The 21,298-nt window shown below is 53.7% G+C and carries 23 protein-coding genes, 4 tRNA genes and 1 other RNA gene; 19 read left to right on the top strand and 9 right to left on the bottom strand.

Annotated features, from left to right (window positions below):
- The first annotated feature begins 8 nt into the window (after positions 1 to 8).
- From cydB to pnuC, 17 genes are all read left to right on the top strand, one after another.
- Positions 9 to 1,148 carry a cytochrome d ubiquinol oxidase subunit II gene (cydB, locus tag KE671_RS07830; RefSeq protein ID WP_206162450.1) on the top strand — a complete coding sequence of 380 codons (1,140 nt, stop codon included), beginning with the start codon at positions 9 to 11 and terminating at the stop codon, positions 1,146 to 1,148.
- Positions 1,149 to 1,162: 14 nt separating this feature from the next.
- Entirely contained in the window at positions 1,163 to 1,276 is a 114-nt protein-coding gene (cydX, locus tag KE671_RS07825; RefSeq protein ID WP_042320599.1) for a cytochrome bd-I oxidase subunit CydX, read from the top strand.
- Positions 1,276 to 1,569 (top strand): cyd operon protein YbgE, encoded by a 294-nt coding sequence (gene ybgE, locus KE671_RS07820; RefSeq protein ID WP_206162449.1) that lies wholly within the window; start codon positions 1,276 to 1,278, stop codon positions 1,567 to 1,569. The genes cydX and ybgE overlap by 1 nt, the downstream gene beginning before the upstream one ends.
- A gap of 274 nt (positions 1,570 to 1,843) precedes the next feature.
- The gene (gene ybgC, locus KE671_RS07815; RefSeq protein WP_206162448.1) at positions 1,844 to 2,248 is read left to right on the top strand and encodes a tol-pal system-associated acyl-CoA thioesterase; all 405 of its coding nucleotides are present in this window, start codon (positions 1,844 to 1,846) and stop codon (positions 2,246 to 2,248) included.
- Positions 2,245 to 2,937, top strand: coding sequence for a Tol-Pal system protein TolQ (gene tolQ, locus KE671_RS07810; RefSeq protein ID WP_080343208.1), 693 nt, complete (start codon positions 2,245 to 2,247; stop codon positions 2,935 to 2,937). Before ybgC ends, tolQ begins: the two co-directional genes overlap by 4 nt.
- A gap of 3 nt (positions 2,938 to 2,940) precedes the next feature.
- Positions 2,941 to 3,369 (top strand): colicin uptake protein TolR, encoded by a 429-nt coding sequence (gene tolR, locus KE671_RS07805; RefSeq protein ID WP_042320591.1) that lies wholly within the window; start codon positions 2,941 to 2,943, stop codon positions 3,367 to 3,369.
- A 62-nt stretch (positions 3,370 to 3,431) separates the two neighbouring features.
- Positions 3,432 to 4,640, top strand: coding sequence for a cell envelope integrity protein TolA (tolA, locus tag KE671_RS07800; protein WP_102602241.1), 1,209 nt, complete (start codon positions 3,432 to 3,434; stop codon positions 4,638 to 4,640).
- A 130-nt stretch (positions 4,641 to 4,770) separates the two neighbouring features.
- A complete protein-coding gene (tolB, locus tag KE671_RS07795; RefSeq protein WP_043001339.1) occupies positions 4,771 to 6,063 on the top strand; it encodes a Tol-Pal system beta propeller repeat protein TolB in 1,293 nt (430 codons plus the stop codon).
- Positions 6,064 to 6,097: 34 nt separating this feature from the next.
- Positions 6,098 to 6,616, top strand: coding sequence for a peptidoglycan-associated lipoprotein Pal (pal, locus tag KE671_RS07790; RefSeq protein ID WP_006685431.1), 519 nt, complete (start codon positions 6,098 to 6,100; stop codon positions 6,614 to 6,616).
- A gap of 9 nt (positions 6,617 to 6,625) precedes the next feature.
- Positions 6,626 to 7,411 (top strand): cell division protein CpoB, encoded by a 786-nt coding sequence (cpoB, locus tag KE671_RS07785; protein ID WP_206162447.1) that lies wholly within the window; start codon positions 6,626 to 6,628, stop codon positions 7,409 to 7,411.
- Between the two features lie 164 nt (positions 7,412 to 7,575).
- Positions 7,576 to 7,651, top strand: a tRNA-Lys gene (locus KE671_RS07780).
- 135 nt (positions 7,652 to 7,786) lie between these two features.
- Positions 7,787 to 7,862 (top strand) — tRNA-Val (locus tag KE671_RS07775).
- A 3-nt stretch (positions 7,863 to 7,865) separates the two neighbouring features.
- Positions 7,866 to 7,941: transfer RNA gene (locus tag KE671_RS07770), tRNA-Lys, on the top strand.
- A gap of 64 nt (positions 7,942 to 8,005) precedes the next feature.
- Positions 8,006 to 8,081 (top strand) — tRNA-Lys (locus tag KE671_RS07765).
- Positions 8,082 to 8,117: 36 nt separating this feature from the next.
- Positions 8,118 to 8,251, top strand: a non-coding RNA gene (locus KE671_RS07760) — RtT sRNA.
- Positions 8,252 to 8,427: 176 nt separating this feature from the next.
- Positions 8,428 to 9,471, top strand: coding sequence for a quinolinate synthase NadA (gene nadA, locus KE671_RS07755; protein ID WP_206162780.1), 1,044 nt, complete (start codon positions 8,428 to 8,430; stop codon positions 9,469 to 9,471).
- A 25-nt stretch (positions 9,472 to 9,496) separates the two neighbouring features.
- A complete protein-coding gene (pnuC, locus tag KE671_RS07750) occupies positions 9,497 to 10,216 on the top strand; it encodes a nicotinamide riboside transporter PnuC (RefSeq protein ID WP_206162446.1) in 720 nt (239 codons plus the stop codon).
- On the opposite strand, the gene zitB is transcribed toward pnuC, so the two are convergent.
- Positions 10,213 to 11,154, bottom strand: coding sequence for a CDF family zinc transporter ZitB (zitB, locus tag KE671_RS07745; RefSeq protein ID WP_206162445.1), 942 nt, complete (start codon positions 11,152 to 11,154; stop codon positions 10,213 to 10,215). The two genes, pnuC and zitB, sit on opposite strands and share 4 nt — an antisense overlap.
- A gap of 112 nt (positions 11,155 to 11,266) precedes the next feature.
- The gene (locus KE671_RS07740; RefSeq protein WP_206162444.1) at positions 11,267 to 11,641 is read right to left on the bottom strand and encodes a YbgS-like family protein; all 375 of its coding nucleotides are present in this window, start codon (positions 11,639 to 11,641) and stop codon (positions 11,267 to 11,269) included.
- Positions 11,642 to 11,958: 317 nt separating this feature from the next.
- On the opposite strand from KE671_RS07740, the gene aroG reads away from it, so the two are divergent.
- A complete protein-coding gene (gene aroG / locus KE671_RS07735; protein ID WP_206162443.1) occupies positions 11,959 to 13,011 on the top strand; it encodes a 3-deoxy-7-phosphoheptulonate synthase AroG in 1,053 nt (350 codons plus the stop codon).
- Between the two features lie 57 nt (positions 13,012 to 13,068).
- Here the strand turns inward: aroG and gpmA are convergent, their stop codons facing one another.
- From gpmA to modE, 7 genes are all read right to left on the bottom strand, one after another.
- The gene (gpmA, locus tag KE671_RS07730; RefSeq protein ID WP_061076897.1) at positions 13,069 to 13,821 is read right to left on the bottom strand and encodes a 2,3-diphosphoglycerate-dependent phosphoglycerate mutase; all 753 of its coding nucleotides are present in this window, start codon (positions 13,819 to 13,821) and stop codon (positions 13,069 to 13,071) included.
- A gap of 231 nt (positions 13,822 to 14,052) precedes the next feature.
- Positions 14,053 to 15,093: a galactose-1-epimerase gene (galM, locus tag KE671_RS07725; RefSeq protein WP_206162442.1), complete on the bottom strand. Its 1,041-nt coding sequence runs from the start codon at positions 15,091 to 15,093 to the stop codon at positions 14,053 to 14,055.
- Positions 15,087 to 16,235, bottom strand: coding sequence for a galactokinase (galK, locus tag KE671_RS07720; protein ID WP_206162441.1), 1,149 nt, complete (start codon positions 16,233 to 16,235; stop codon positions 15,087 to 15,089). Before galK ends, galM begins: the two co-directional genes overlap by 7 nt.
- Positions 16,236 to 16,237: 2 nt before the next feature.
- Positions 16,238 to 17,284, bottom strand: coding sequence for a galactose-1-phosphate uridylyltransferase (gene galT, locus KE671_RS07715; RefSeq protein WP_206162440.1), 1,047 nt, complete (start codon positions 17,282 to 17,284; stop codon positions 16,238 to 16,240).
- An 8-nt stretch (positions 17,285 to 17,292) separates the two neighbouring features.
- Entirely contained in the window at positions 17,293 to 18,309 is a 1,017-nt protein-coding gene (gene galE / locus KE671_RS07710; protein ID WP_206162439.1) for a UDP-glucose 4-epimerase GalE, read from the bottom strand.
- Between the two features lie 207 nt (positions 18,310 to 18,516).
- Positions 18,517 to 19,989, bottom strand: coding sequence for a molybdate ABC transporter ATP-binding protein ModF (gene modF, locus KE671_RS07705; RefSeq protein ID WP_206162438.1), 1,473 nt, complete (start codon positions 19,987 to 19,989; stop codon positions 18,517 to 18,519).
- Positions 19,990 to 20,098: 109 nt separating this feature from the next.
- Positions 20,099 to 20,887 carry a molybdenum-dependent transcriptional regulator gene (gene modE, locus KE671_RS07700; protein ID WP_206162437.1) on the bottom strand — a complete coding sequence of 263 codons (789 nt, stop codon included), beginning with the start codon at positions 20,885 to 20,887 and terminating at the stop codon, positions 20,099 to 20,101.
- A 128-nt stretch (positions 20,888 to 21,015) separates the two neighbouring features.
- Between modE and KE671_RS07695 the strand changes: the two genes are divergently transcribed.
- Positions 21,016 to 21,165 (top strand): AcrZ family multidrug efflux pump-associated protein, encoded by a 150-nt coding sequence (locus KE671_RS07695; protein WP_003023026.1) that lies wholly within the window; start codon positions 21,016 to 21,018, stop codon positions 21,163 to 21,165.
- Positions 21,166 to 21,298: the final 133 nt, after the last annotated feature.

Here is a 21,298-nt window from a genome sequence, read left to right as displayed (position 1 = left end):
GTCGTCAAATGATCGATTATGAAGTACTACGTTTTATCTGGTGGCTGCTGGTTGGCATTCTGCTGATTGGTTTTGCGGTCACCGATGGCTTCGACATGGGGGTGGGCATGCTCACCCGTTTCCTCGGTCGTAACGACACCGAGCGTCGAATTATGATTAACTCCATCGCCCCGCACTGGGACGGTAACCAGGTATGGCTGATCACCGCGGGCGGCGCGCTGTTTGCGGCCTGGCCGATGGTCTACGCTGCGGCGTTCTCTGGTTTCTATGTGGCGATGATCCTCGTGCTGGCGTCCTTGTTCTTCCGTCCGGTCGGTTTTGATTACCGCTCCAAGATTGAAGATACCCGCTGGCGCAATATGTGGGACTGGGGCATTTTCGTGGGTAGCTTCGTGCCGCCGCTGGTGATCGGCGTGGCATTCGGCAACCTGTTGCAGGGTGTACCGTTCCATATCGACGAGTATCTGCGTTTGTACTACACCGGTAACTTCTTCCAGTTGCTAAATCCGTTTGGTTTGCTGGCAGGCGTGGTGAGTGTGGGGATGATCATTACTCAGGGCGCGACCTATCTGCAGATGCGTACCGTGGGTGAACTGCACCTGCGTGCACGTGCAACGTCGCAGATTGCAGCGCTGGTTACGCTGGTTTGCTTCGCGCTGGCTGGTGTTTGGGTGATGTACGGTATTGATGGCTACGTGGTGACCTCTGCGGTTGATCATTATGCGGCCTCTAACCCGCTGACCAAAGAAGTGGCGCGTGAAGCGGGGGCCTGGATGGTCAACTTCAATAATGCACCGATCCTGTGGCTGATCCCGGCACTGGGTGTGGCGTTGCCCTTGCTGACGATTCTGACTTCCCGTATGGAAAAAGGGGCATGGGCATTCCTGTTCTCGTCTCTGACCCTGGCCTGCATCATCCTGACTGCCGGTATTGCGATGTTCCCGTTCGTGATGCCTTCAAGCACCATGATGAATGCGAGCCTGACCATGTGGGATGCGACGTCCAGTCAGTTGACGCTGAATGTGATGACCTGGGTTGCTGTGGTGTTTGTACCGATCATTCTCATCTACACCGCCTGGTGTTACTGGAAAATGTTCGGTCGCCTCACCAAAGAGCACATTGAAAACAATACCCACTCTCTGTACTAAGTAAGGAGCTAATTATGTGGTATTTCGCCTGGATTCTGGGAACGCTTCTTGCCTGTGCATTTGGGATCATCACCGCGCTGGCCCTTGAGCACGTCGAGGCAAGCAAAGACGGTCAAGAAGAACACTGATGACCACCCTGATCGCGATGCAATATAACGCGATGGACAAGCGCCCGTTACGGGCGCTTTCTTTGGTGATGGCGTTAGTGTTAGCAGGATGTATGTTTTGGGATCCCTCCCGCTTCGCAGCAAAAACCAGCGGGCTGGAAATATGGCATGGACTGCTGCTGATGTGGGCGGTCTGTGCAGGCATCATTCATGGCGTGGGTTTTCGTCCTCGCGCTGCGCACTGGCAGGGAATTTTCTCTCCGCTACTCGCCGATATCGTGCTTATTATCGGTCTCATTTTCTTCTTCTTTTGAATAAGAAACATCCTTAATGATCTATGGGCTTGCATAAGCCCATAAATTTTTACTCTCCCTTAACCTCACCCCATTCCCAAGCCTCGATCGCGCGCGTATAGTAGCAACGTTTAAAAGCACTAACTTTTGTTGCATTACCGGGATGTAAAGTGAATACAACGCTATATACAACAGCATTCTTGATGCATCGCGGCGGCAAGTGCGCGGATCACCAGGAGCTTACAGGAGTAAGTGACTGGTGTGAGTGGACGAAGCCAACAAAGAGGCAGCAGGAATGAGTAAGTATATATTTCGATGGCCGGTACGTGTCTACTACGAAGACACCGACGCCGGTGGTGTGGTTTACCACGCCAGTTACGTCGCTTTTTATGAAAGAGCACGCACAGAGATGCTGCGTCATCATCACTTCAGTCAGCAGGTGCTGCTGGCTGAGCGAGTTGCCTTCGTGGTGCGAAAAATGACGCTGGAATACTATGCGCCTGCGCGACTCGACGATATGCTCGAAATCCAAACAGAAATTACGTCAATGCGTGGCACCTCTTTGGTTTTCACGCAACGCATTGTCAACGCAGAGAACTCCGTGCTCAATGAGGCTGAGGTTCTGATTGTTTGCGTTGATCCACTCAAAATGAAGCCTCGTGCGCTTCCCAAGTCTATTGTCGCGGAGTTTAAGCAGTGACTGACATGAATATCCTTGATTTGTTCCTGAAGGCAAGCCTTCTGGTTAAACTTATCATGTTGATTTTGATTGGTTTTTCAATCGCATCCTGGGCCATTATCATCCAGCGGACGCGTATTCTTAACGCCGCCGCGCGTGAAGCCGAAGCGTTCGAAGACAAATTCTGGTCCGGAATTGAACTGTCTCGCCTGTATCAGGAGAGCCAGGGACGCCGTGATAATCTGGCGGGTTCGGAACAAATCTTCTATAGCGGGTTCAAAGAGTTTGCACGATTGCATCGGGCAAACAGCCATGCGCCAGAAGCCGTGGTGGAAGGCGCATCTCGTGCGATGCGGATCTCGATGAACCGTGAACTTGAAACGCTGGAAACGCATATTCCGTTCCTTGGCACCGTGGGTTCCATCAGTCCGTATATCGGTTTGTTCGGTACGGTGTGGGGGATCATGCATGCGTTTATCGCGCTCGGGGCGGTAAAACAGGCCACGTTGCAGATGGTTGCGCCGGGTATCGCGGAAGCATTGATTGCTACGGCGATTGGTCTGTTTGCGGCAATCCCGGCGGTCATGGCCTACAACCGTCTGAATCAGCGTGTTAACAAGCTGGAACTGAATTACGACAACTTTATGGAAGAGTTCACCGCGATTCTGCACCGTCAGGCGTTTACCGTTAGCGAAAGCAACAAGGGGTAAGCCATGGCCAGATCGCGTGGACGAGGTCGTCGCGACCTGAAGTCCGAAATCAACATCGTACCGTTGCTCGACGTTCTGTTGGTGCTACTGCTTATCTTTATGGCGACAGCGCCGATCATTACGCAGAGCGTGGAAGTCGATCTGCCGGATGCGACCGAGTCGCAGGCCGTGAGCAGTAACGATAATCCACCGGTCATTATTGAGGTTTCCGGAGTAGGGCAGTACAGCGTGGTGGTTGAGAAAGATCGTATGGATCAACTGCCGCCGGAACAGGTGATTGCCGAGGCGAAAAGTCGCCTGGAGTCCAATCCGAAAACGGTCTTCTTGATCGGGGGCGCGAAAGACGTGCCTTACGATGAAATAATTAAAGCGCTGAACTTGTTGCACAGTGCGGGTGTGAAGTCGGTTGGCTTAATGACGCAGCCTATCTGATCATTTGCGTCTCTGGTTTGAAAGAGAGCGTGTAACAGGCGAACAGTTTTTGGGAACCGAGAGTGTCAAAGGCAACCGAACAAAACGACAAGCTCAAACGGGCGATAATTATTTCAGCGGTGCTGCATGTCATCCTATTTGCAGTCCTGATCTGGAGTTCGTTCGATGAGCATATTGAGGCTTCAGCCGGCGGCGGCGGTGGTTCGTCCATCGATGCCGTAATGGTTGATCCTGGCGCCGTGGTTCAGCAGTACGAACGTCAGCAGCAGCAACAGTCAAGTGCGCAGCGTGCCAAAGAGCAACGTGAAAAACTGGAGCAGCAGCAGGCGGAAGAGCTTCGTGAGAAGCAGGCTGCCGAACAGGAACGGCTTAAGCAGATCGAGAAAGAACGTTTAGCGGCTCAGGAACAGCAGAAGCAGGCTGAAGCTGACGCGAAGAAAGCGCAGGAACAGCAGAAACAGGCTGAAGAAGCGGCGAAGAAAGCTGCGGCGGATGCCAAAGCGAAAGCAGACGCACAGGTGAAAGAAGCCGCAGAAGCGGCGAAGAAAGCCGCAGCGGACGCACAGAAGAAAGCCGAAGCAGAGGCGGCAAAAGCCGCGGCTGACGCGAAGAAGAAAGCAGAAGCTGAAGCCGCTAAAGCCGCTGCTGATGCGAAGAAGAAAGCCGAGGCCGAAGCCGCTAAGCAAGCTGCCGCGGAAAAAGCGGCTGCAGCCAAAGCCGCCGCCGCGGAGAAAGCCGCAGCTGAGAAAAAAGCCGCTGCAGAAAAGGCCGCCGCTGATAAAAAAGCTGCAGCTGAGAAAGCTGCTGCCGATAAGAAAGCAGCAGCCGATAAAGCCGCTGCGGCCAAAAAGGCCGCTGCTGAAAAAGCGGCTGCGGCCTCTGGCGTTGACGATCTGCTTGGCGATCTCAGCTCCGGTAAGAATGCGCCGAAAACCGGCGGTGGGGCAAAAGGGAACAACGCTTCTCCTGCGGGGAGTGGTAATACTAAAAATAATGGCGCATCAGGCGCGGATATCAGCAACTATGCCGGGCAGATTAAATCTGCCATTGAGAGCAAGTTCTACGACGCATCGTCTTATGCAGGTAAAACCTGTACGCTGCGGATAAAACTGGCTTCTGACGGTATGCTGCTCGACATCCAGTCTGAAGGTGGCGATCCCGCGCTTTGTCAGGCAGCGCTTGCTGCAGCCCGACAAGCGAAGATTCCAAAACCACCGAGCCAGGCGGTATATGAAGTGTTTAAAAACGCACCTCTGGACTTTAAACCGTAAGCTAAACTTTCCCCGTTATGGCGGGGAAACAATCTGCGGTAGTCGCTGGGTTCTGGTAGTTTTGTGTATTTGAGTTTGTTAACATTCTGCTAAATTATCGTGGGCTGATCGCCTGGATAAGGGAGATATGATGAAGCAGGCATTACGAGTAGCATTTGGTTTTCTCATGCTGTGGGCAGCGGTGCTGCACGCAGAAGTACGTATCGAGATCACCCAGGGGGTGGACTCGGCGCGCCCGATTGGCGTTGTGCCATTCCAGTGGGCGGGGCCGGGCGCGGCACCTGAAGATATCGGTGGCATCGTTGGCGCGGACCTGCGCAACAGCGGTAAATTCAATCCGTTAGATCGGTCTCGTTTGCCACAACAGCCAGGGACTGCGCAGGACGTTCAGCCTGCTGCCTGGTCTGCACTTGGGATTGACGCGGTCGTGGTCGGTCAGGTGACTCCGAATCCGGACGGTTCCTACAATGTCGCTTACCAGTTGGTTGACACCGGCGGTGCGCCGGGTACTGTACTGGCTCAGAACTCTTACAAAGTCAACAAGCAGTGGCTGCGTTATGCCGGCCATACTGCCAGTGACGAAGTGTTTGAGAAGCTGACCGGCATTAAAGGCGCATTCCGTACCCGTATTGCGTATGTTGTTCAGACTAATGGCGGCCAGTTCCCGTATGAACTGCGCGTGTCTGACTATGATGGCTATAACCAGTTTGTGGTTCACCGTTCACCGCAGCCGTTGATGTCTCCGGCCTGGTCTCCAGACGGTTCTAAACTGGCCTATGTCACCTTCGAAAGCGGTCGTTCTGCGCTGGTCATTCAAACGCTGTCTAACGGCGCGGTCCGTCAGGTTGCGTCATTCCCGCGTCACAACGGTGCGCCAGCGTTTTCTCCGGATGGCAGCAAACTGGCGTTTGCCCTGTCTAAAACCGGGAGTCTGAACCTGTACGTGATGGATATTGGCTCTGGCCAGATTCGTCAGGTGACCGATGGTCGCAGCAACAATACGGAACCGACCTGGTTCCCGGACAGCCAGAACCTGGCCTTTACATCGGATCAGGCGGGTCGTCCGCAGGTGTATAAAGTTAATGTTAACGGCGGTGCTCCGCAGCGTATTACCTGGGAAGGTTCACAAAACCAGGATGCTGATGTCAGCAGCGACGGCAAATTTATGGTAATGGTAAGTTCGGCCAATGGTCAGCAGCACATTGCCAAACAAGATCTGGTAGCGGGTGGCGTACAAGTTCTGTCGTCAACGTTCCTGGACGAAACGCCAAGTCTGGCACCTAACGGCACTATGGTAATCTACAGCTCTTCTCAGGGGATGGGATCCGTGCTGAATTTGGTTTCTACAGATGGGCGTTTCAAAGCGCGTCTTCCGGCAACTGATGGACAGGTCAAATTCCCTGCCTGGTCGCCGTATCTGTGATAATAAATAATTGATTAATAAAGGAATCATTGAAATGCAACTGAACAAAGTGCTGAAAGGGCTGATGATCGCTCTGCCTGTTATGGCAATTGCGGCATGTTCTTCTAACAAGAACGCCAGCAATGACGGCAGCGAAGGCATGCTGGGTGCCGGCACTGGTATGGATGCAAACGGCAGCGGCAACATGTCCTCCGAAGAGCAGGCTCGTCTGCAGATGCAACAGCTGCAGCAGAACAACATCGTTTACTTCGATCTGGACAAGTACGATATCCGTTCTGACTTCGCTGCAATGCTGGATGCACACGCTAACTTCCTGCGTAGCAACCCGTCTTACAAAGTCACCGTAGAAGGTCACGCGGACGAACGTGGTACTCCTGAGTACAACATCTCCCTGGGTGAACGTCGTGCGAACGCTGTTAAGATGTACCTGCAGGGTAAAGGCGTTTCTGCTGACCAGATCTCCATCGTTTCTTACGGTAAAGAAAAACCTGCAGTACTGGGTCACGACGAAGCGGCTTACTCCAAAAACCGTCGTGCCGTACTGGTTTACTAAGAGAATTGCATGAGCAGTAACTTCAGACATCATCTGTTGAGTCTGTCGTTACTGGTTGGCATAGCGGCCCCCTGGGCCGCTTTTGCTCAGGCGCCAATCAGTAGTGTCGGCTCAGGCTCGGTCGAAGACCGTGTCACTCAACTCGAGCGTATTTCTAACGCTCACAGTCAGCTTTTAACCCAACTCCAGCAGCAACTCTCTGATAATCAGTCCGATATCGACTCCCTGCGTGGTCAAATTCAGGAAAGTCAGTATCAACTGAATCAGGTAGTTGAGCGTCAGAAGCAGATCCTGTTACAGATGGACAGTCTGAGCAGCGGTGGCGCTTCCGCGCAGCCTGCAAGCGGCGATCAAAGCGGAGCTGCAGCGACGCCTGCGCCTGATTCAGGTGCTGCGACGTCGGGTGCGCCAGTACAAAGTGGTGACGCGAATACCGATTACAATGCGGCAATTGCCCTGGTGCAGGATAAATCCCGCCAGGATGATGCAATTGTGGCGTTCCAGAACTTCATCAAAAAGTATCCTGATTCGACTTATCAGCCGAATGCCAACTACTGGCTTGGTCAGTTGAATTACAACAAGGGTAAAAAAGATGATGCCGCGTTTTATTTTGCTTCGGTGGTGAAAAACTACCCGAAGTCACCTAAGGCTGCAGACGCGATGTATAAAGTCGGCGTGATCATGCAGGACAAAGGTGACGCTGCGAAAGCAAAAGCGGTATATCAGCAGGTTATCAGCAAATACCCAGGCACCGAAGGCGCAAAACAGGCGCAGAAACGTCTGGGCGCGATGTAATGCACAGCATGCGACCAGAAATCGAATTATTTCTGGTCGCGTCGTGCGATTCCTAAGCAGTTGAGTGATCTACATCGAAATTTTTGTTGCGCTCAAATCTTAAATCAGTAATATATGCCGCCGTTGCCAAGGGATATGAAACATACCCAAAGCCGCATAAAAGTGGGTCGTTAGCTCAGTTGGTAGAGCAGTTGACTTTTAATCAATTGGTCGCAGGTTCGAATCCTGCACGACCCACCAATCGTTCTGGTGGACACGATAGCAGAACGTGAAGGATAACGTTGCGAAAGCAACGGCCCGAAGGGCGAGGCGAAGCCGAGTCATCCTGCACGACCCACCACTTAAAGATGGAAACATCTTTACCAGCGTAGTATCGGGTGATTAGCTCAGCTGGGAGAGCACCTCCCTTACAAGGAGGGGGTCGGCGGTTCGATCCCGTCATCACCCACCACTCGGGTCGTTAGCTCAGTTGGTAGAGCAGTTGACTTTTAATCAATTGGTCGCAGGTTCGAATCCTGCACGACCCACCAATTTAACATCAAATATTAAATTGGTGCCGAGTAAAAAAACAAATCTTTCAGGCAACACCCGAATGGGTCGTTAGCTCAGTTGGTAGAGCAGTTGACTTTTAATCAATTGGTCGCAGGTTCGAATCCTGCACGACCCACCATCCTGAATGATTAAGTAAGAAAATCCCGCAAGGGGTCGCCTTTTTGCTATGCGCTGAATGTGACGATTCGAACCTGCAGCAGGTTCGGGTCGAACGAAGTGAGACAACGGAGCCGCCTGCGGCGACGGCCCGAAGGGCGAGCGAAGCGAGTCATCCTGCACGACCCACCAGTCGCGTAGGCCGGATCAGACGTCAGTCGCCATCCGGCGTTAGCAAACGCAATTGTTGTGACTTTTGCCGCTCAATCCGCTATCTTGTTTAGCATATAAAACAAATATAACCGATCATGACATGCATCACGTCTTAAGTCGGTTAATTCGTTAAGCCAGTAAAACGAGAAAGCATGATGAGCGTGATGTTTGACCCTGAAACCGCAATTTATCCGTTTCCCCCAAAGCCGGTACCGCTAAGCGTTGATGAAAAAGCGTTCTATCGCGAAAAAATCAAACGACTGCTGAAGGAGCGTGATGCGGTGATGGTTGCCCACTATTACACCGACCCCGAAATCCAGCAACTGGCCGAAGAGACCGGCGGCTGTATTTCTGACTCACTGGAAATGGCCCGCTTTGGCGCCAATCATCCTGCCTCGACGCTGCTCGTAGCAGGTGTACGCTTTATGGGTGAGACGGCCAAAATTCTCAGCCCGGAAAAAACCATTTTAATGCCAACCCTCGAGGCGGAATGCTCGCTGGATCTTGGCTGTCCGATCGACGCATTCAGCGCGTTCTGCGATGCTCATCCGGATCGCACCGTCGTGGTCTACGCCAACACGTCTGCGGCGGTTAAGGCTCGCGCCGACTGGGTGGTGACGTCCAGTATCGCGGTTGAACTGATTGAGCATCTGGATAGTTTGGGTGAAAAAATCATCTGGGCACCGGATCGCCATCTCGGGAAATATGTCCAGAAGCAGACGGGAGCGGATGTCCTCTGCTGGCAGGGGGCGTGCATTGTTCATGACGAGTTTAAGACGCAGGCGCTGAGTCGCATGAAAGGGCTGTATCCGGACGCTGCGATCCTGGTTCATCCGGAATCACCGCAGGCGATAGTGGATATGGCCGATGCAGTCGGTTCCACCAGTCAGCTCATTAATGCAGCCAAAACGCTGCCGCATCAGCAGCTTATTGTCGCTACCGATCGGGGTATTTTCTACAAAATGCAGCAGGCGGTACCGGGTAAAGAGCTGCTGGAAGCGCCCACTGCCGGAGAAGGTGCCACCTGCCGCAGCTGCGCGCACTGTCCGTGGATGGCGATGAACGGCCTCAAAGCAATTGCTGAGGGTCTCGAACAGATGGGGCAGGCCCATGAGATACATGTTGATGAGGCGTTGCGAGAAGGCGCATTAGCGCCGTTAAACCGGATGCTGGAATTTGCGGCTACACTACGTGCGTAGATAATCATACGCTCTGGGGGAAAAGATGGACTTTTTTAGCACGCAGAACATTCTGGTACATATTCCCATTGGCGCAGGGGGGTACGATCTGTCGTGGATCGAAGCGGTAGGCACTATCGCCGGTTTACTGTGTATTGGCCTCGCCAGTCTGGAGAAGATCAGCAACTACGCTTTTGGCCTGATCAACGTCACGCTGTTTGCGATCATTTTTTTTCAGATCCAGCTCTACGCCAGCCTGCTGTTGCAGCTTTTCTTTTTCGTCGCCAACATTTACGGCTGGTATGCGTGGTCGCGACAGACCACGCAGAACGAAGCGGAACTCAAGATTCGCTGGCTACCCCTGCCTAAGGCGCTGGGCTGGCTGGCGGTTTGCGTGGTGGCGATCGGTCTGATGACGGTCTATATCGACCCGGTTTTTGCCTTTCTGACCCGTACTGCGGTGACGGTCATGCAGATGCTGGGTTTACAGGTTGTCGTTCCGGCATTACAGCCGGATGCCTTCCCGTTCTGGGATTCCTGCATGATGGTGCTGTCGATTGTGGCGATGATCCTGATGACCCGCAAATATGTCGAGAACTGGCTGTTATGGGTTATGATCAATGTGATTAGCGTGGTGATATTTGCCCTGCAGGGAGTTTATGCGATGTCGCTCGAGTACCTGCTCCTGACCTTCATTGCGCTCAACGGCAGCCGGATGTGGATTAACAGCGCGCGAGAACGAGGCTCACACGCGCTGTCCCATTAGTGGTGGTGATGTAAGTGGTCGGACACTTTCTGATTCAGATCGCAGTCCGGCCCGTGGCAGGGCTGATATTCCATCTGAATGGTGGCGTGTTCAATCTGGTAATGATGAATGAGAAAATGCTGGATGCGTTCCAGCAGTCCGTCATGATCGTGCGGCGGAATCACCTGAACATGCAGGGTCATGACCGGTTTTTCACCTACCATCCACACGTGTACATGATGAACGTTTCGCACTTCAGGAAGCTCTCTGCTGAGGTGGCGTTGCAGTGCCGCGATATCCAGTGAAACCGGGGCTCCTTCCAGTAACTCATTCACGCTATCTTTCAATAAGCGCCACGCGCTCCGCAGGACCAGTAGCGAAACCAGTATTGACAGAATGGGGTCCGCTGGCGTCCAACCGGTCCAGATAATAATCACCGCCGCGACAATGGCTCCGACCGAACCCAGCAAATCGCCCATCACATGCAGTGCCGCGGCTCGAACGTTCAGGTTTTTCTCTTCGCTGCCGCGGTGCAGGATCCAGAAGGCCAGGATATTGGCCAGCAATCCGGCGACGGCGATGATCATCATCATGCCGCCCGCCACCGGACGCGGCGTGTAGAAGCGCTCAATGGCTTCCCAGACGATTAAAATCGTAATCACGACTAATGCAATCGCATTGACGAATGCGGCCAGCGTCGTCAGTCTCAGCCAGCCAAAGGTGTGGCGGATAGTCGGCGGTCGTCGGGCAAACTGAACGGCCAGTAGCGCAAACAACAGCGCGGCGGCATCAGTCAGCATATGTCCGGCATCAGCGAGCAGCGCCAGTGAACCGGATAAAATTCCACCCACTACCTCCAGCAACATAAAGCCCGCCGTAATGCAAAATGCGAGCAGCAGGCGGCGAGCATTACCATCCTCGGGCAGGTGAGGAGCAGAATGAGAGTGTGAGTGCGCCATAATGTCATCCCTTTGTTATTTTCATCTTAACTGTATGACATCATACCGTTTCTGGCCGAATAAAATAAAAGGGAGAGCCAGCGCTCTCCCATTATTAGCCCTATTGCCAGTTTTACTGCGTGGTACCATCGGTTTTGCTATCAACATCGTTGTTCATACCATCACCGGTTTCCACTTTTTTGTTCATGTCCGGACAGCGTCCGTCCTTACACATGGTGTTTTTGTGCACCTCATCCTGGGTCATTCCTTCGTGATTCATGGAAGAGCCATTCGGATGCAGCATGGTGCCGCCAGTATTGATATTGTCGTTATCAACATTATTTGGGGCCACGTTTTCTTTTGCGTCCGGAGCGACCTGTCCGGCGTCGGCGGCGGCATTCGCCTGGCCATTATTGCTTTGGGTGCCGGTATCGGCGGCCAGCGCAGCGCTGCTGGCAAGGCTGAGCGTAGCGGTCAGAAAAAGTGAAGCCAGTTTTGTCATTTTCATAAGATGCTCCTGTTTTGGTTGAGATGTCGGATAACGTCTTCCAACAGTGCATATGCCAGTCAAAGGGTCAGGCAATGGTTAAAGATCCCAGGCGAGCGCAAAAGCTCAGCAGAGAATCTTGAAAAGAATCATAAACAGAGTAGTTACAGTTAAAAATTGTAGGTTAGATCTCGTTTTTCGCTACTTTCTGGCGTTTTTTAGCTGAATTCCAGGATTAATCCGTCCGAAGTGTAAAAGCCCGTTTACACTTTTAGGCTGAGGATATAGATTGGAGGGATTGCATTCATTTAGATAAGTATGGCAACGCTGGAATAATCATGAATTATCAGAACGACGATTTACGTATTAAAGAGATCAACGAGTTATTACCCCCTGTCGCACTACTGGAAAAATTCCCCGCTACAGAAAATGCCGCCAACACGGTTGCTCATGCGCGTAAAGCCATTCACAAAATTTTGAAGGGGAATGACGATCGCCTGCTGGTGGTGATTGGGCCGTGCTCAATTCATGATCCTGCTGCGGCGAAAGAGTACGCAGGTCGTCTGCTGGCGCTGCGTGAAGCGCTGAAAGGTGAGCTGGAAATTGTCATGCGTGTCTACTTTGAAAAACCGCGTACGACCGTTGGCTGGAAAGGGCTGATTAACGATCCGCACATGGATAACAGCTTCCAGATTAATGACGGCTTGCGCATTGCGCGTAAGCTGCTGCTGGATATTAACGACAGTGGGCTGCCGACAGCAGGCGAGTTCCTCGATATGATCACCCCGCAATATCTGGCGGATATGATGAGCTGGGGCGCGATTGGTGCACGTACAACGGAATCTCAGGTTCACCGTGAGCTGGCATCGGGTCTCTCTTGTCCGGTCGGTTTCAAGAACGGTACCGACGGCACCATCAAAGTGGCGATTGATGCTATCAACGCTGCCGGTGCGCCGCACTGCTTCCTGTCAGTCACCAAATGGGGCCACTCTGCCATTGTGAATACCAGCGGTAATGGCGATTGCCATATCATTCTGCGCGGCGGTAAAGAACCAAACTACAGCGCTGCGCACGTCGCGGCGGTGAAAGAAGGTCTGGCGAAAGCGGGTTTGCCTGCGCAAATCATGATTGATTTTAGCCATGCCAACTCCTGTAAGCAGTTTAAAAAGCAGATGGAAGTCGGTGCTGACGTATGCCAGCAAATCGCTAACGGTGAGACAGCGATTATGGGCGTGATGATTGAAAGCCATCTGGTTGAAGGCAATCAGAATCCGGACAGCGGTGAGCCGCTGGTATATGGCAAAAGTATTACCGATGCCTGCATTAACTGGGAAGATACCGACACCATCTTGCGCCAGCTCGCGGATGCGGTAAAAGCGCGTCGGGGTTAAGAGGTCGAAATAAAGAGCCGACTCAGTGAGTCGGCTTTTGTATGGCGTAAGGAAATATTACTTCGCTTTACCCTGGTTTGCGACGGCAGCGGCTTTCGCAGCGATCTCGTCGGCATTACCCAGATAGTAGCGTTTGAGCGGTTTGAAGTTTTCGTCGAACTCATACACCAGCGGTACGCCGGTCGGGATGTTCAGTTCGAGGATTTCGTCTTCGCTCAGGTTGTCGAGGTATTTCACCAGCGCGCGCAGGGAGTTCCCGTGTGCCGCGATGATGACGCGCTCGCCGCTCTTCATGCGTGGCAGAATGGTGTCGTTCCAGTAAGGGATAACGCGATCGATGGTCAGCGCCAGGCTCTCGGTCAGCGGCAACTCTTTTTCGGTCAGTTTGGCATAGCGCGGATCGTGACCCGGATAGCGCTCGTCATCTTTGGTCAGCTCCGGCGGGGTCACCGCGAAACCACGACGCCATTGTTTAACCTGCTCGTCACCGTATTTCTCAGCGGTTTCTGCTTTGTTCAGACCCTGCAACGCACCGTAGTGACGTTCGTTCAGTTTCCAGGACTTCTCTACCGGCAGCCAGGCCTGATCCAGTTCATCCAGTACGTTCCACAGCGTGTGGATGGCACGTTTCAGCACGGAAGTATAAGCAAAATCGAAGCTATAGCCTTCCGCTTTCAGCAGTTTGCCAGCCGCTTTCGCTTCACCCACGCCTTTCTCGGACAGATCAACGTCATACCAACCGGTGAAGCGGTTTTCATTGTTCCACTGGCTTTCGCCGTGGCGTACCAGAACCAGCTTAGTTACAGCCATACTCTCACTCCTCAAGCTTTATCGAATGATAATAATTCTCATTATATTGCCGTGACGCGGCAGCGGCAATGCTTACGCATAACCATAGCGAAAATAGTGCAGCAGTGTAAGGTTCTTGTGAACTCTGAGTTGCGATTTTGTCTTTGAGTGGTGGGGATTTGAGCAAGGTGCGGTGTCTTAAGCCCGATACGCAGGCGTTATCGGGCATTTTTCACAGGTTGTACCACACCGTCAGGAAGGAATAAAGCGATACTCCGTCAGGCTGGCATACTCTTCGCCGGGGCGCAGAACGCAGTCTGGCTGCGGCCATTCCGGATGGTTCGGGCTGTCTGGCAGGAATTCGCTCTCCAGTGCCAGGCCTTGATAATCATCGTAGGCGTTTGGCCCACGCGAAGAAGTACCACCGAGAAAGTTACCGGAATAAAACTGCAGTGCCGGGGCTGATGTATAGACCTCCATCTGCAATTTGCCGTCTTGCGAAGAGAGCAGAGCAACCGGCTTTTTACTGTCGCCTTTTGCCTGCAGCAGGAAGGCATGATCGTAGCCTTTCACTTTGCGCTGGTCATCATCGGCAAGAAAATCGCTGGCGATCGCTTTCGCGGTGCGGAAATCAAAGGAAGTTCCGGCGACCGGCTTCAGGCCATCGCGTGGGATCCCGCCTTCATCCACCGGCAGATACTCATCCGCCAGAAGTTGCAACTTATGGTTACGCACGTCGGTCTGATCGCCGTCGAGGTTGAAGTAAACGTGGTTGGTCAGATTGACCGGGCACGGTTTATCCACCGTCGCGCGATAGGTAATCGAGATACGGTTGTCATCGGTCAGACGATACTGCGCCGTGGCACAGAGGTTGCCGGGAAAACCCTGATCGCCATCGTCTGAGCTAATGGCAAACAGAACCTGACGCTCATTGTGGTTGACGATTTGCCAGCGGCGTTTATCGAATCCGTCCGGTCCACCGTGCAACTGGTTGACGCCCTGACTCGGGTGCAGAGTTACCGTTTCCCCGTTGAGGGTATAGCGGCTGTCGGCGATGCGGTTGGCGTAACGACCAATCGAGGCCCCCAGAAACGCGGCCTGATCCTGATAGTGTTCCGGGCTGGCGCAGCCCAGCAGCGCTTCACGCACGCAGCCGTCGGAAAGAGGAATGCGGGCCGAGAGTAACGTAGCACCCCAGTCCATCAGCGTGACCACCATCCCTGCATTATTACGCAGGGTTAACAGGCGATACGGCTGACCATCGGGTGCCAGTGCGGGTGTTTCATTCAGCACTGTCCTGCTCCTTGTGATGGTTTGCACACATAGAATGTCTCTTTGATACCGGTTTTCGCTTCGTACTGTTCAGCCACGGCTTGCTGGACGGCAGGGACCAGCGCTTCCGGGAGCAGCGCCACGACACAACCGCCAAATCCACCGCCGGTCATGCGTACGCCGCCTTTCTCGCCAATCGTGGCTTTGACGATGTCAACCAGCGTATCAATCTGCGGCACAGTGATTTCGAAATCATCACGCATCGAGGCGTGCGATTCCGCCATCAGTTGCCCCATGCGTTGCAGATCGCCTTTTTCCAGCGCGCTGGCGGCTTCAACAGTACGCGCATTTTCAGTTAACACGTGGCGGACGCGTTTGGCAACCAGTGGGTCCAGTTCGTTTGCTACGGCGTTAAAGGCATCCAGGCTGACATCACGCAGGGCCGGCTGCTGGAAGAATCGCGCGCCCGTTTCGCATTGCTGACGGCGAGTGTTGTACTCGCTCCCAACCAGCGTGCGCTTGAAGTTGCTGTTGATGATGACGATCGCTACGCCTTGCGGCATTGAGACCGCTTTGGTGCCCAGCGTGCGGCAGTCGATCAACAGGGCGTGATCTTTCTTGCCCAGTGCGGAGATGAGCTGATCCATAATGCCGCAGTTACAGCCGACAAACTGGTTTTCCGCTTCCTGGCCGTTGAGCGCAATCTGTGCGCCGTCCAGCGGCAGATGGTAAAGCTGCTGGAACACGGTACCGACGGCCACTTCCAGCGATGCGGAAGAGCTCAGCCCGGCCCCCTGTGGAACATTACCGCTGATCACCAGATCCGCGCCGCCAAAGCTGCTGTCGCGTTTGAGCAGGTGCTTCACTACGCCGCGCACGTAGTTTGCCCATTGCTGGCTGTCATGGGTCACAATAGGGGCATCAAGGGAGAACTCGTCAGTCTGATTATCGTAATCGGCCGCAATGACGCGGATCAGGCGATCGTTGCGGGCTGCGCAACTGATGACGGTTTGATAATCAATGGCGCAAGGCAGCACAAAGCCATCGTTATAATCGGTGTGTTCACCGATGAGATTGACGCGGCCTGGCGCCTGAATAGTGTGGGTCGCAGGGTAGCCGAAAATTTCGGTAAACAGAGATTGTGTGTTCTCTTTCAGACTCATTTTTATACTCCGGATTCGCGAAAATGGATGTCGCTGACCGCGCGCAGACGCTCTGCCGCTTGTTCCGCTGTGAGATCGCGCTGGGTTTCGGCCAGCATTTCGTAACCGACCATAAATTTGCGCACGGTCGCGGAACGCAGCAGCGGCGGATAAAAGTGCGCATGTAGCTGCCAGTGTTCATTCTCTTCACCGTTAAACGGCGCGCCGTGCCAGCCCATTGAATAGGGGAAGGAGCACTGGAACAGGTTGTCGTAACGACTGGTCAGTTTTTTCAACGCCAGCGCAAGGTCAGCACGCTGTTCGTCGGTCAAATCGGTGATGCGCAGCACGTGCGCTTTCGGCAGCAATAGCGTTTCGAACGGCCAGGCCGCCCAGTAAGGGACGACAGCCAGCCAGTGATCGGTTTCTACCACCGTACGGCTGCCATCAGCCAGCTCGCGCTGCACATAATCAACCAGCATCGGTGAGCCTTGCTCAGTAAAATAGTCTTTTTGCAGACGATCTTCGCGCTCGGCTTCGTTTGGCAGGAAACTGTTGGCCCATATCTGACCGTGGGGATGGGGATTAGAACAGCCCATCGCCGCGCCTTTGTTTTCAAAGACCTGCACCCAGGGATAGTGTTTTCCGAGGTCTGCGGTTTGCGCTTGCCAGGTTTTCACAATTTCGATCAGGGCAGGAACGCTAAGCTCCGGTAAGGTTTTACTGTGATCCGGCGAAAAGCAAATAACGCGACTGGTGCCGCGCGCGCTCTGGCAGCGCATCAGCGGGTCGTGACTGTCCGGCGCGTCAGGCGTATCCGTCATTAGCGCGGCAAAGTCGTTGGTGAACACAAACGTCCCGCGGTAATCCGGGTTCTTATCGCCGGTGACGCGGGTATTGCCCGCACACAGGAAACAGTCCGGATCGTGTGCCGGTAGCACGTCGTTAGAGGGCGTTTCTTGCGCCCCCTGCCAGGGGCGCTTGGCACGATGCGGCGACACCAGAATCCACTGTCCGGTGAGCGGATTAAAACGACGATGCGGATGATCGACGGGGTTGAATTGACTCATGATGTTTCTTAATCCTCGTATCCCTGCGGATGACGCGACTGCCAGTGCCAGGTATCCTGCGCCATTTCATCAAGCGTACGCGTCACGCGCCAGTCCAGTTCGCGGTCGGCTTTGCTGGCATCCGCCCAGTAGGCAGGCAGGTCGCCATCGCGACGCGGAGCAAAATGGTAGTTCACCGGTTTCCCGCAGGCTTTACTGAAGGCATTGACCACGTCCAGCACGCTGCTGCCGACGCCCGCGCCGAGGTTATAAATATGGACTCCCTGTTTGCCCGCCAGCTTTTCCATCGCGGCAACGTGGCCGTCAGCGAGATCCATCACGTGGATGTAATCGCGTACGCCGGTGCCGTCTTCGGTCGGGTAGTCGTTGCCAAAAATGGCGAGGGAATCGCGACGGCCCACCGCAACCTGCGCGATGTAAGGCATCAGGTTATTCGGGATGCCCTGCGGGTCTTCGCCCATGTCGCCTGAAGGGTGCGCGCCGACCGGGTTGAAATAGCGCAGCAGCGCGATGCTCCACTCCGGCTGGGCTTTTTGCAGATCGGTGAGGATCTGCTCGACCATCAGCTTGCTTTTGCCGTAAGGACTTTGCGGCGTACCGGTCGGGAAGCTTTCGACATAAGGGATTTTCGGCTGGTCGCCGTAGACGGTTGCCGATGAGCTGAAAATGACGTTTTTGACGCCAGCGGCGCGCATGGCGCTAATCAGTCGCAGCGTTCCATTGACGTTGTTGTCATAGTATTCCAGCGGCTTTGCAACGGATTCGCCGACGGCCTTCAGTCCGGCAAAATGGATGACGGTGTCAATGGCGTGATCGTGCAGGATCTCCGTCATCAGCGCTTCGTTGCGGATATCGCCTTCAACAAACGTCGGATGTTTACCGCTCAGACGTTCAATAACAGGCAGTACGCTGCGCTTACTGTTGCAGAGGTTATCAAGGATGATGACGTCATGACCGTTTTTCAGCAATTGCACACAAGTATGACTTCCTATGTAACCGCTACCACCGGTGACCAGAACTCTCATAATTCGCTCCGTTAAGCTTATGGTATGGAATTACCATAGCATAACAAAGATGCGAAAAGTGTGACACGGAATAAAATAGTGGAATCGTTTACACTCGTGATTTCTCACGCTGAGTCATCAATTAATCAATTATAAATCATTAACTTTAAGAATGATTGCGCCTTTTATCCGAAAATAGAAAGGCGCTTTCGCGCCCATGGATGAAAACTAACGCAGCCGCGTTTGCTGATAGGTATAGGTCTCACCGTCTGGCACAAACTCCAGACGGTGGGTAATGCAGGCTGGCGCATCTTCAGCGTGATGAGAGACAAACAGCAGCTGCGTGTCGCCCTCGCTAATCAACACGTCGACAAAGCGACGAATAAGCTGGCGATTCAGTGGATCCAGTCCCTGTAAGGGTTCGTCGAGAATCAGCAGGGTTGGGTGCTTAACCAGCGCACGGGCGATCAGTGCCAGCCGCTGTTGCCCCCAGGAGAGACTATGAAACGGCGCATCAGCAGTGCGTTTGTCGAGTCCCAGAATGTCCAGCCACTGCTGTGCGAGTTTTTGTTGGCGGTCCGACACGGCCTGATAAATTCCAATAGAGTCGAAATAGCCTGACAAAATCACATTGCGCACCGTGGTACTCACCCGGTAGTCGAGATGCAGACTGCTGCTGACGTAGCCAATGTGTTTTTTGATATCCCAGATAGTTTCACCACTGCCGCGACGACGGCCAAACAGCGTCAGATCGTTGCTGTAACCCTGTGGATGGTCGCCGGTTACCAGGCTGAGCAGTGTCGATTTTCCTGCCCCGTTGGGGCCGACAATCTGCCAGTGTTCGCCGGGATTCACCTGCCAGCTCAGACGATCGAGAATAGGGCGATCGTTGTACGACACAACGCCATTCCTGAGGATGATCCGTGGTGAATCGGCAGGCAGAAGGGGACGGGCGGCGGGTTCGTCAGCTTCAGGTAATGCCACCCCTTCCAGTCGTTCGCTATGAGCGAGCTGGGCGATCAGCGCTTGCTGGAGTAAGTCGGCTTTCGCCCCGGTTTCCGTTAAGGTACAGTCGACCAGCACACCGGCATACTGCACGAATGCCGGGATTTCATCAAAGCGGTTCAACACCAGCACCAGCGTGATACCTGACTGATGTAGCGTTTCAAGCAGTACTGCCAGTTGCTGGCGGGAGGCGACGTCAAGACCGTCAAACGGCTCATCGAGAATCAACAGATCCGGCTCAGCCATCAGCGCCTGGCAGAGCAACGTTTTGCGTGTTTCGCCGGTAGAGAGATATTTAAAGCGGCGATCGAGCAGGTGAGTGATACCAAACTGTTGCGCCAGCGTCGCGCAGCGGGCCGGGTTTTTCACCTCGTCCTGAATGATTTCCGTCGTGGTTCGTCCGGAATCCTCTTCGCCAGGACTGAGCATATCGGTGTTATTACGCTGCCATTCATCGCTGACCAGTTTTTGCAACTGCTCGAAGGAGAGGCGGGCCATCCGTGAGAACGTGCACAGGCGTTCGCCTTTGAGCTGCGGCAATTCGCCGGCCAGCGCACGTGCCAGCGCCGATTTCCCGCTTCCGTTCGAGCCGACAAACGCCCAGCTCTCACCCGCGTTTAACCTCACGGAATCCAGGTGAAGCGTTTTTGTGTCGCTAAGACGAAACATGCCTTGCGAAACATGCAACGATGACATTTTGTATCCCATTTTTTGCAGCGATGAATGACAGGGATACGTGTTCCGGGGAGGAATGTCAATGTGATTTGCTATCAGGCCGTCGTCTGAAACGTCGCATAATGCGCACTCAACACAATGTCGCGATAATCACTCTGTCAGCGTTAAAATAGGCTGTGACGTTCGCGCCCTCTGTCAGCGTGGCGGCGGCGTCCACCGGCACGGTGGCGCACAGCGTCTGGCCGTCCGGCAGCGTCATCAACACTTCACACTGCTCTGTGCCGCGTTCAATATGATGAATAATGCCCTGGAGCTGGTTATCCGCCGCCTGAGCAATGGCATCATTCTGGGTAATCCCCACCCAAGGCGCTTTCAGCAGCACGAGGACCTCTTTGCCTTCATCAAGCCCTAAACGTTCACCGCTCTGGGCAGTAATGGCCACTTTCAGTCGTGTTTCACCATCGGCCAGCAGCACGTCGACATGCTGCTGAACCTGATCGCGATCGCGGGCGGTAATGGTGCCGAACCACTGGTTGCGCGCGCTGGTTTGCAGGGAAAAACGCGAGATGGCCGCCAGCAGGCTATTGAGCGGCAGCGCATCATCGTCGCTTAAGACATCGAAGGCTTTTTGCTGAATCTGCGCCAGCAGATCGTAGAGCTGGATCAGACGCTGACCGTAGCGGGTTAACACCGCGCCGCCGCCGCCTTTACCACCCGTCGCTCGTTCGACCAGCGTTTGTTCGCTGAGAAGATTCATTTCATTGATGGCGTCCCAGGCGCTCTTATAGCTGATGCCTGCGTCTTTCGCGCCCTGACTAATGGAACCGGAAAGCGCAATATGCTTGAGCAAAGAGATGCGTCGGGGATCGGCGAACAGTTTTTGCTGAAGTTTCAGGGTAAGAAGGATTTCGGCTTGCATAACAAGATCCTGGCAAAAAGGTTATTGTGACGGAAAACCGCAGAGACGCAAAGCCGACCGCACAAAAGGGGAGTGCTTTTCTCAGTGATGCGGTTAGAATACATCAAGGACTATATCAGGAGTTGACCATGTTAGAGTTATTGAAAAGTCTGGTATTCGCCGTAATCATGGTACCTGTGGTGATGGCCATCATCCTGGGTCTGATTTACGGTCTCGGTGAAGTGTTCAACATTTTCTCCGGTATCGGTCAGAAAGACCAGTCCAGGCAGAATCATTGATTTCCCAAACGCCCGCTCAGTCGGGCGTTTTTGTTTCCTTATCTTTCAGGTTGCATATTTGCTGGCCCCCTTTATCTGACCCAGGACCTGTTGGGTTTGTATCTCAAGTTCTCCTTATTCCTGCCGATATTTT

The sequence above is a fragment of the Citrobacter amalonaticus genome (assembly GCF_018252635.1).
In the GTDB taxonomy this organism is placed as follows: Bacteria; Pseudomonadota; Gammaproteobacteria; order Enterobacterales; family Enterobacteriaceae; genus Citrobacter_A; species Citrobacter_A amalonaticus_E.
This window is presented reverse-complemented; position numbering and strand designations above follow the sequence as displayed.

Bases quoted from the DNA above. Each gene is read 5' to 3' on its own strand.
- cydB (WP_206162450.1), top strand. From the start codon at position 9: ATGATCGATTATGAAGTACTACGTTTTATCTGGTGGCTGCTGGTTGGC.
- modE (WP_206162437.1), bottom strand. From the start codon at position 20,887: ATGCAAGCCGAAATCCTTCTTACCCTGAAACTTCAGCAAAAACTGTTC.
- cpoB (WP_206162447.1), top strand. From the start codon at position 6,626: ATGAGCAGTAACTTCAGACATCATCTGTTGAGTCTGTCGTTACTGGTT.
- KE671_RS07740 (WP_206162444.1), bottom strand. From the start codon at position 11,641: ATGAAAATGACAAAACTGGCTTCACTTTTTCTGACCGCTACGCTCAGC.
- tolB (WP_043001339.1), top strand. From the start codon at position 4,771: ATGAAGCAGGCATTACGAGTAGCATTTGGTTTTCTCATGCTGTGGGCA.
- modF (WP_206162438.1), bottom strand. From the start codon at position 19,989: ATGTCATCGTTGCATGTTTCGCAAGGCATGTTTCGTCTTAGCGACACA.
- galE (WP_206162439.1), bottom strand. From the start codon at position 18,309: ATGAGAGTTCTGGTCACCGGTGGTAGCGGTTACATAGGAAGTCATACT.
- nadA (WP_206162780.1), top strand. From the start codon at position 8,428: ATGAGCGTGATGTTTGACCCTGAAACCGCAATTTATCCGTTTCCCCCA.
- ybgC (WP_206162448.1), top strand. From the start codon at position 1,844: ATGAGTAAGTATATATTTCGATGGCCGGTACGTGTCTACTACGAAGAC.
- gpmA (WP_061076897.1), bottom strand. From the start codon at position 13,821: ATGGCTGTAACTAAGCTGGTTCTGGTACGCCACGGCGAAAGCCAGTGG.
- tolR (WP_042320591.1), top strand. From the start codon at position 2,941: ATGGCCAGATCGCGTGGACGAGGTCGTCGCGACCTGAAGTCCGAAATC.
- galT (WP_206162440.1), bottom strand. From the start codon at position 17,284: ATGAGTCAATTCAACCCCGTCGATCATCCGCATCGTCGTTTTAATCCG.
- cydX (WP_042320599.1), top strand. From the start codon at position 1,163: ATGTGGTATTTCGCCTGGATTCTGGGAACGCTTCTTGCCTGTGCATTT.
- KE671_RS07695 (WP_003023026.1), top strand. From the start codon at position 21,016: ATGTTAGAGTTATTGAAAAGTCTGGTATTCGCCGTAATCATGGTACCT.
- pal (WP_006685431.1), top strand. From the start codon at position 6,098: ATGCAACTGAACAAAGTGCTGAAAGGGCTGATGATCGCTCTGCCTGTT.
- zitB (WP_206162445.1), bottom strand. From the start codon at position 11,154: ATGGCGCACTCACACTCTCATTCTGCTCCTCACCTGCCCGAGGATGGT.
- pnuC (WP_206162446.1), top strand. From the start codon at position 9,497: ATGGACTTTTTTAGCACGCAGAACATTCTGGTACATATTCCCATTGGC.
- ybgE (WP_206162449.1), top strand. From the start codon at position 1,276: ATGACCACCCTGATCGCGATGCAATATAACGCGATGGACAAGCGCCCG.
- galK (WP_206162441.1), bottom strand. From the start codon at position 16,235: ATGAGTCTGAAAGAGAACACACAATCTCTGTTTACCGAAATTTTCGGC.
- aroG (WP_206162443.1), top strand. From the start codon at position 11,959: ATGAATTATCAGAACGACGATTTACGTATTAAAGAGATCAACGAGTTA.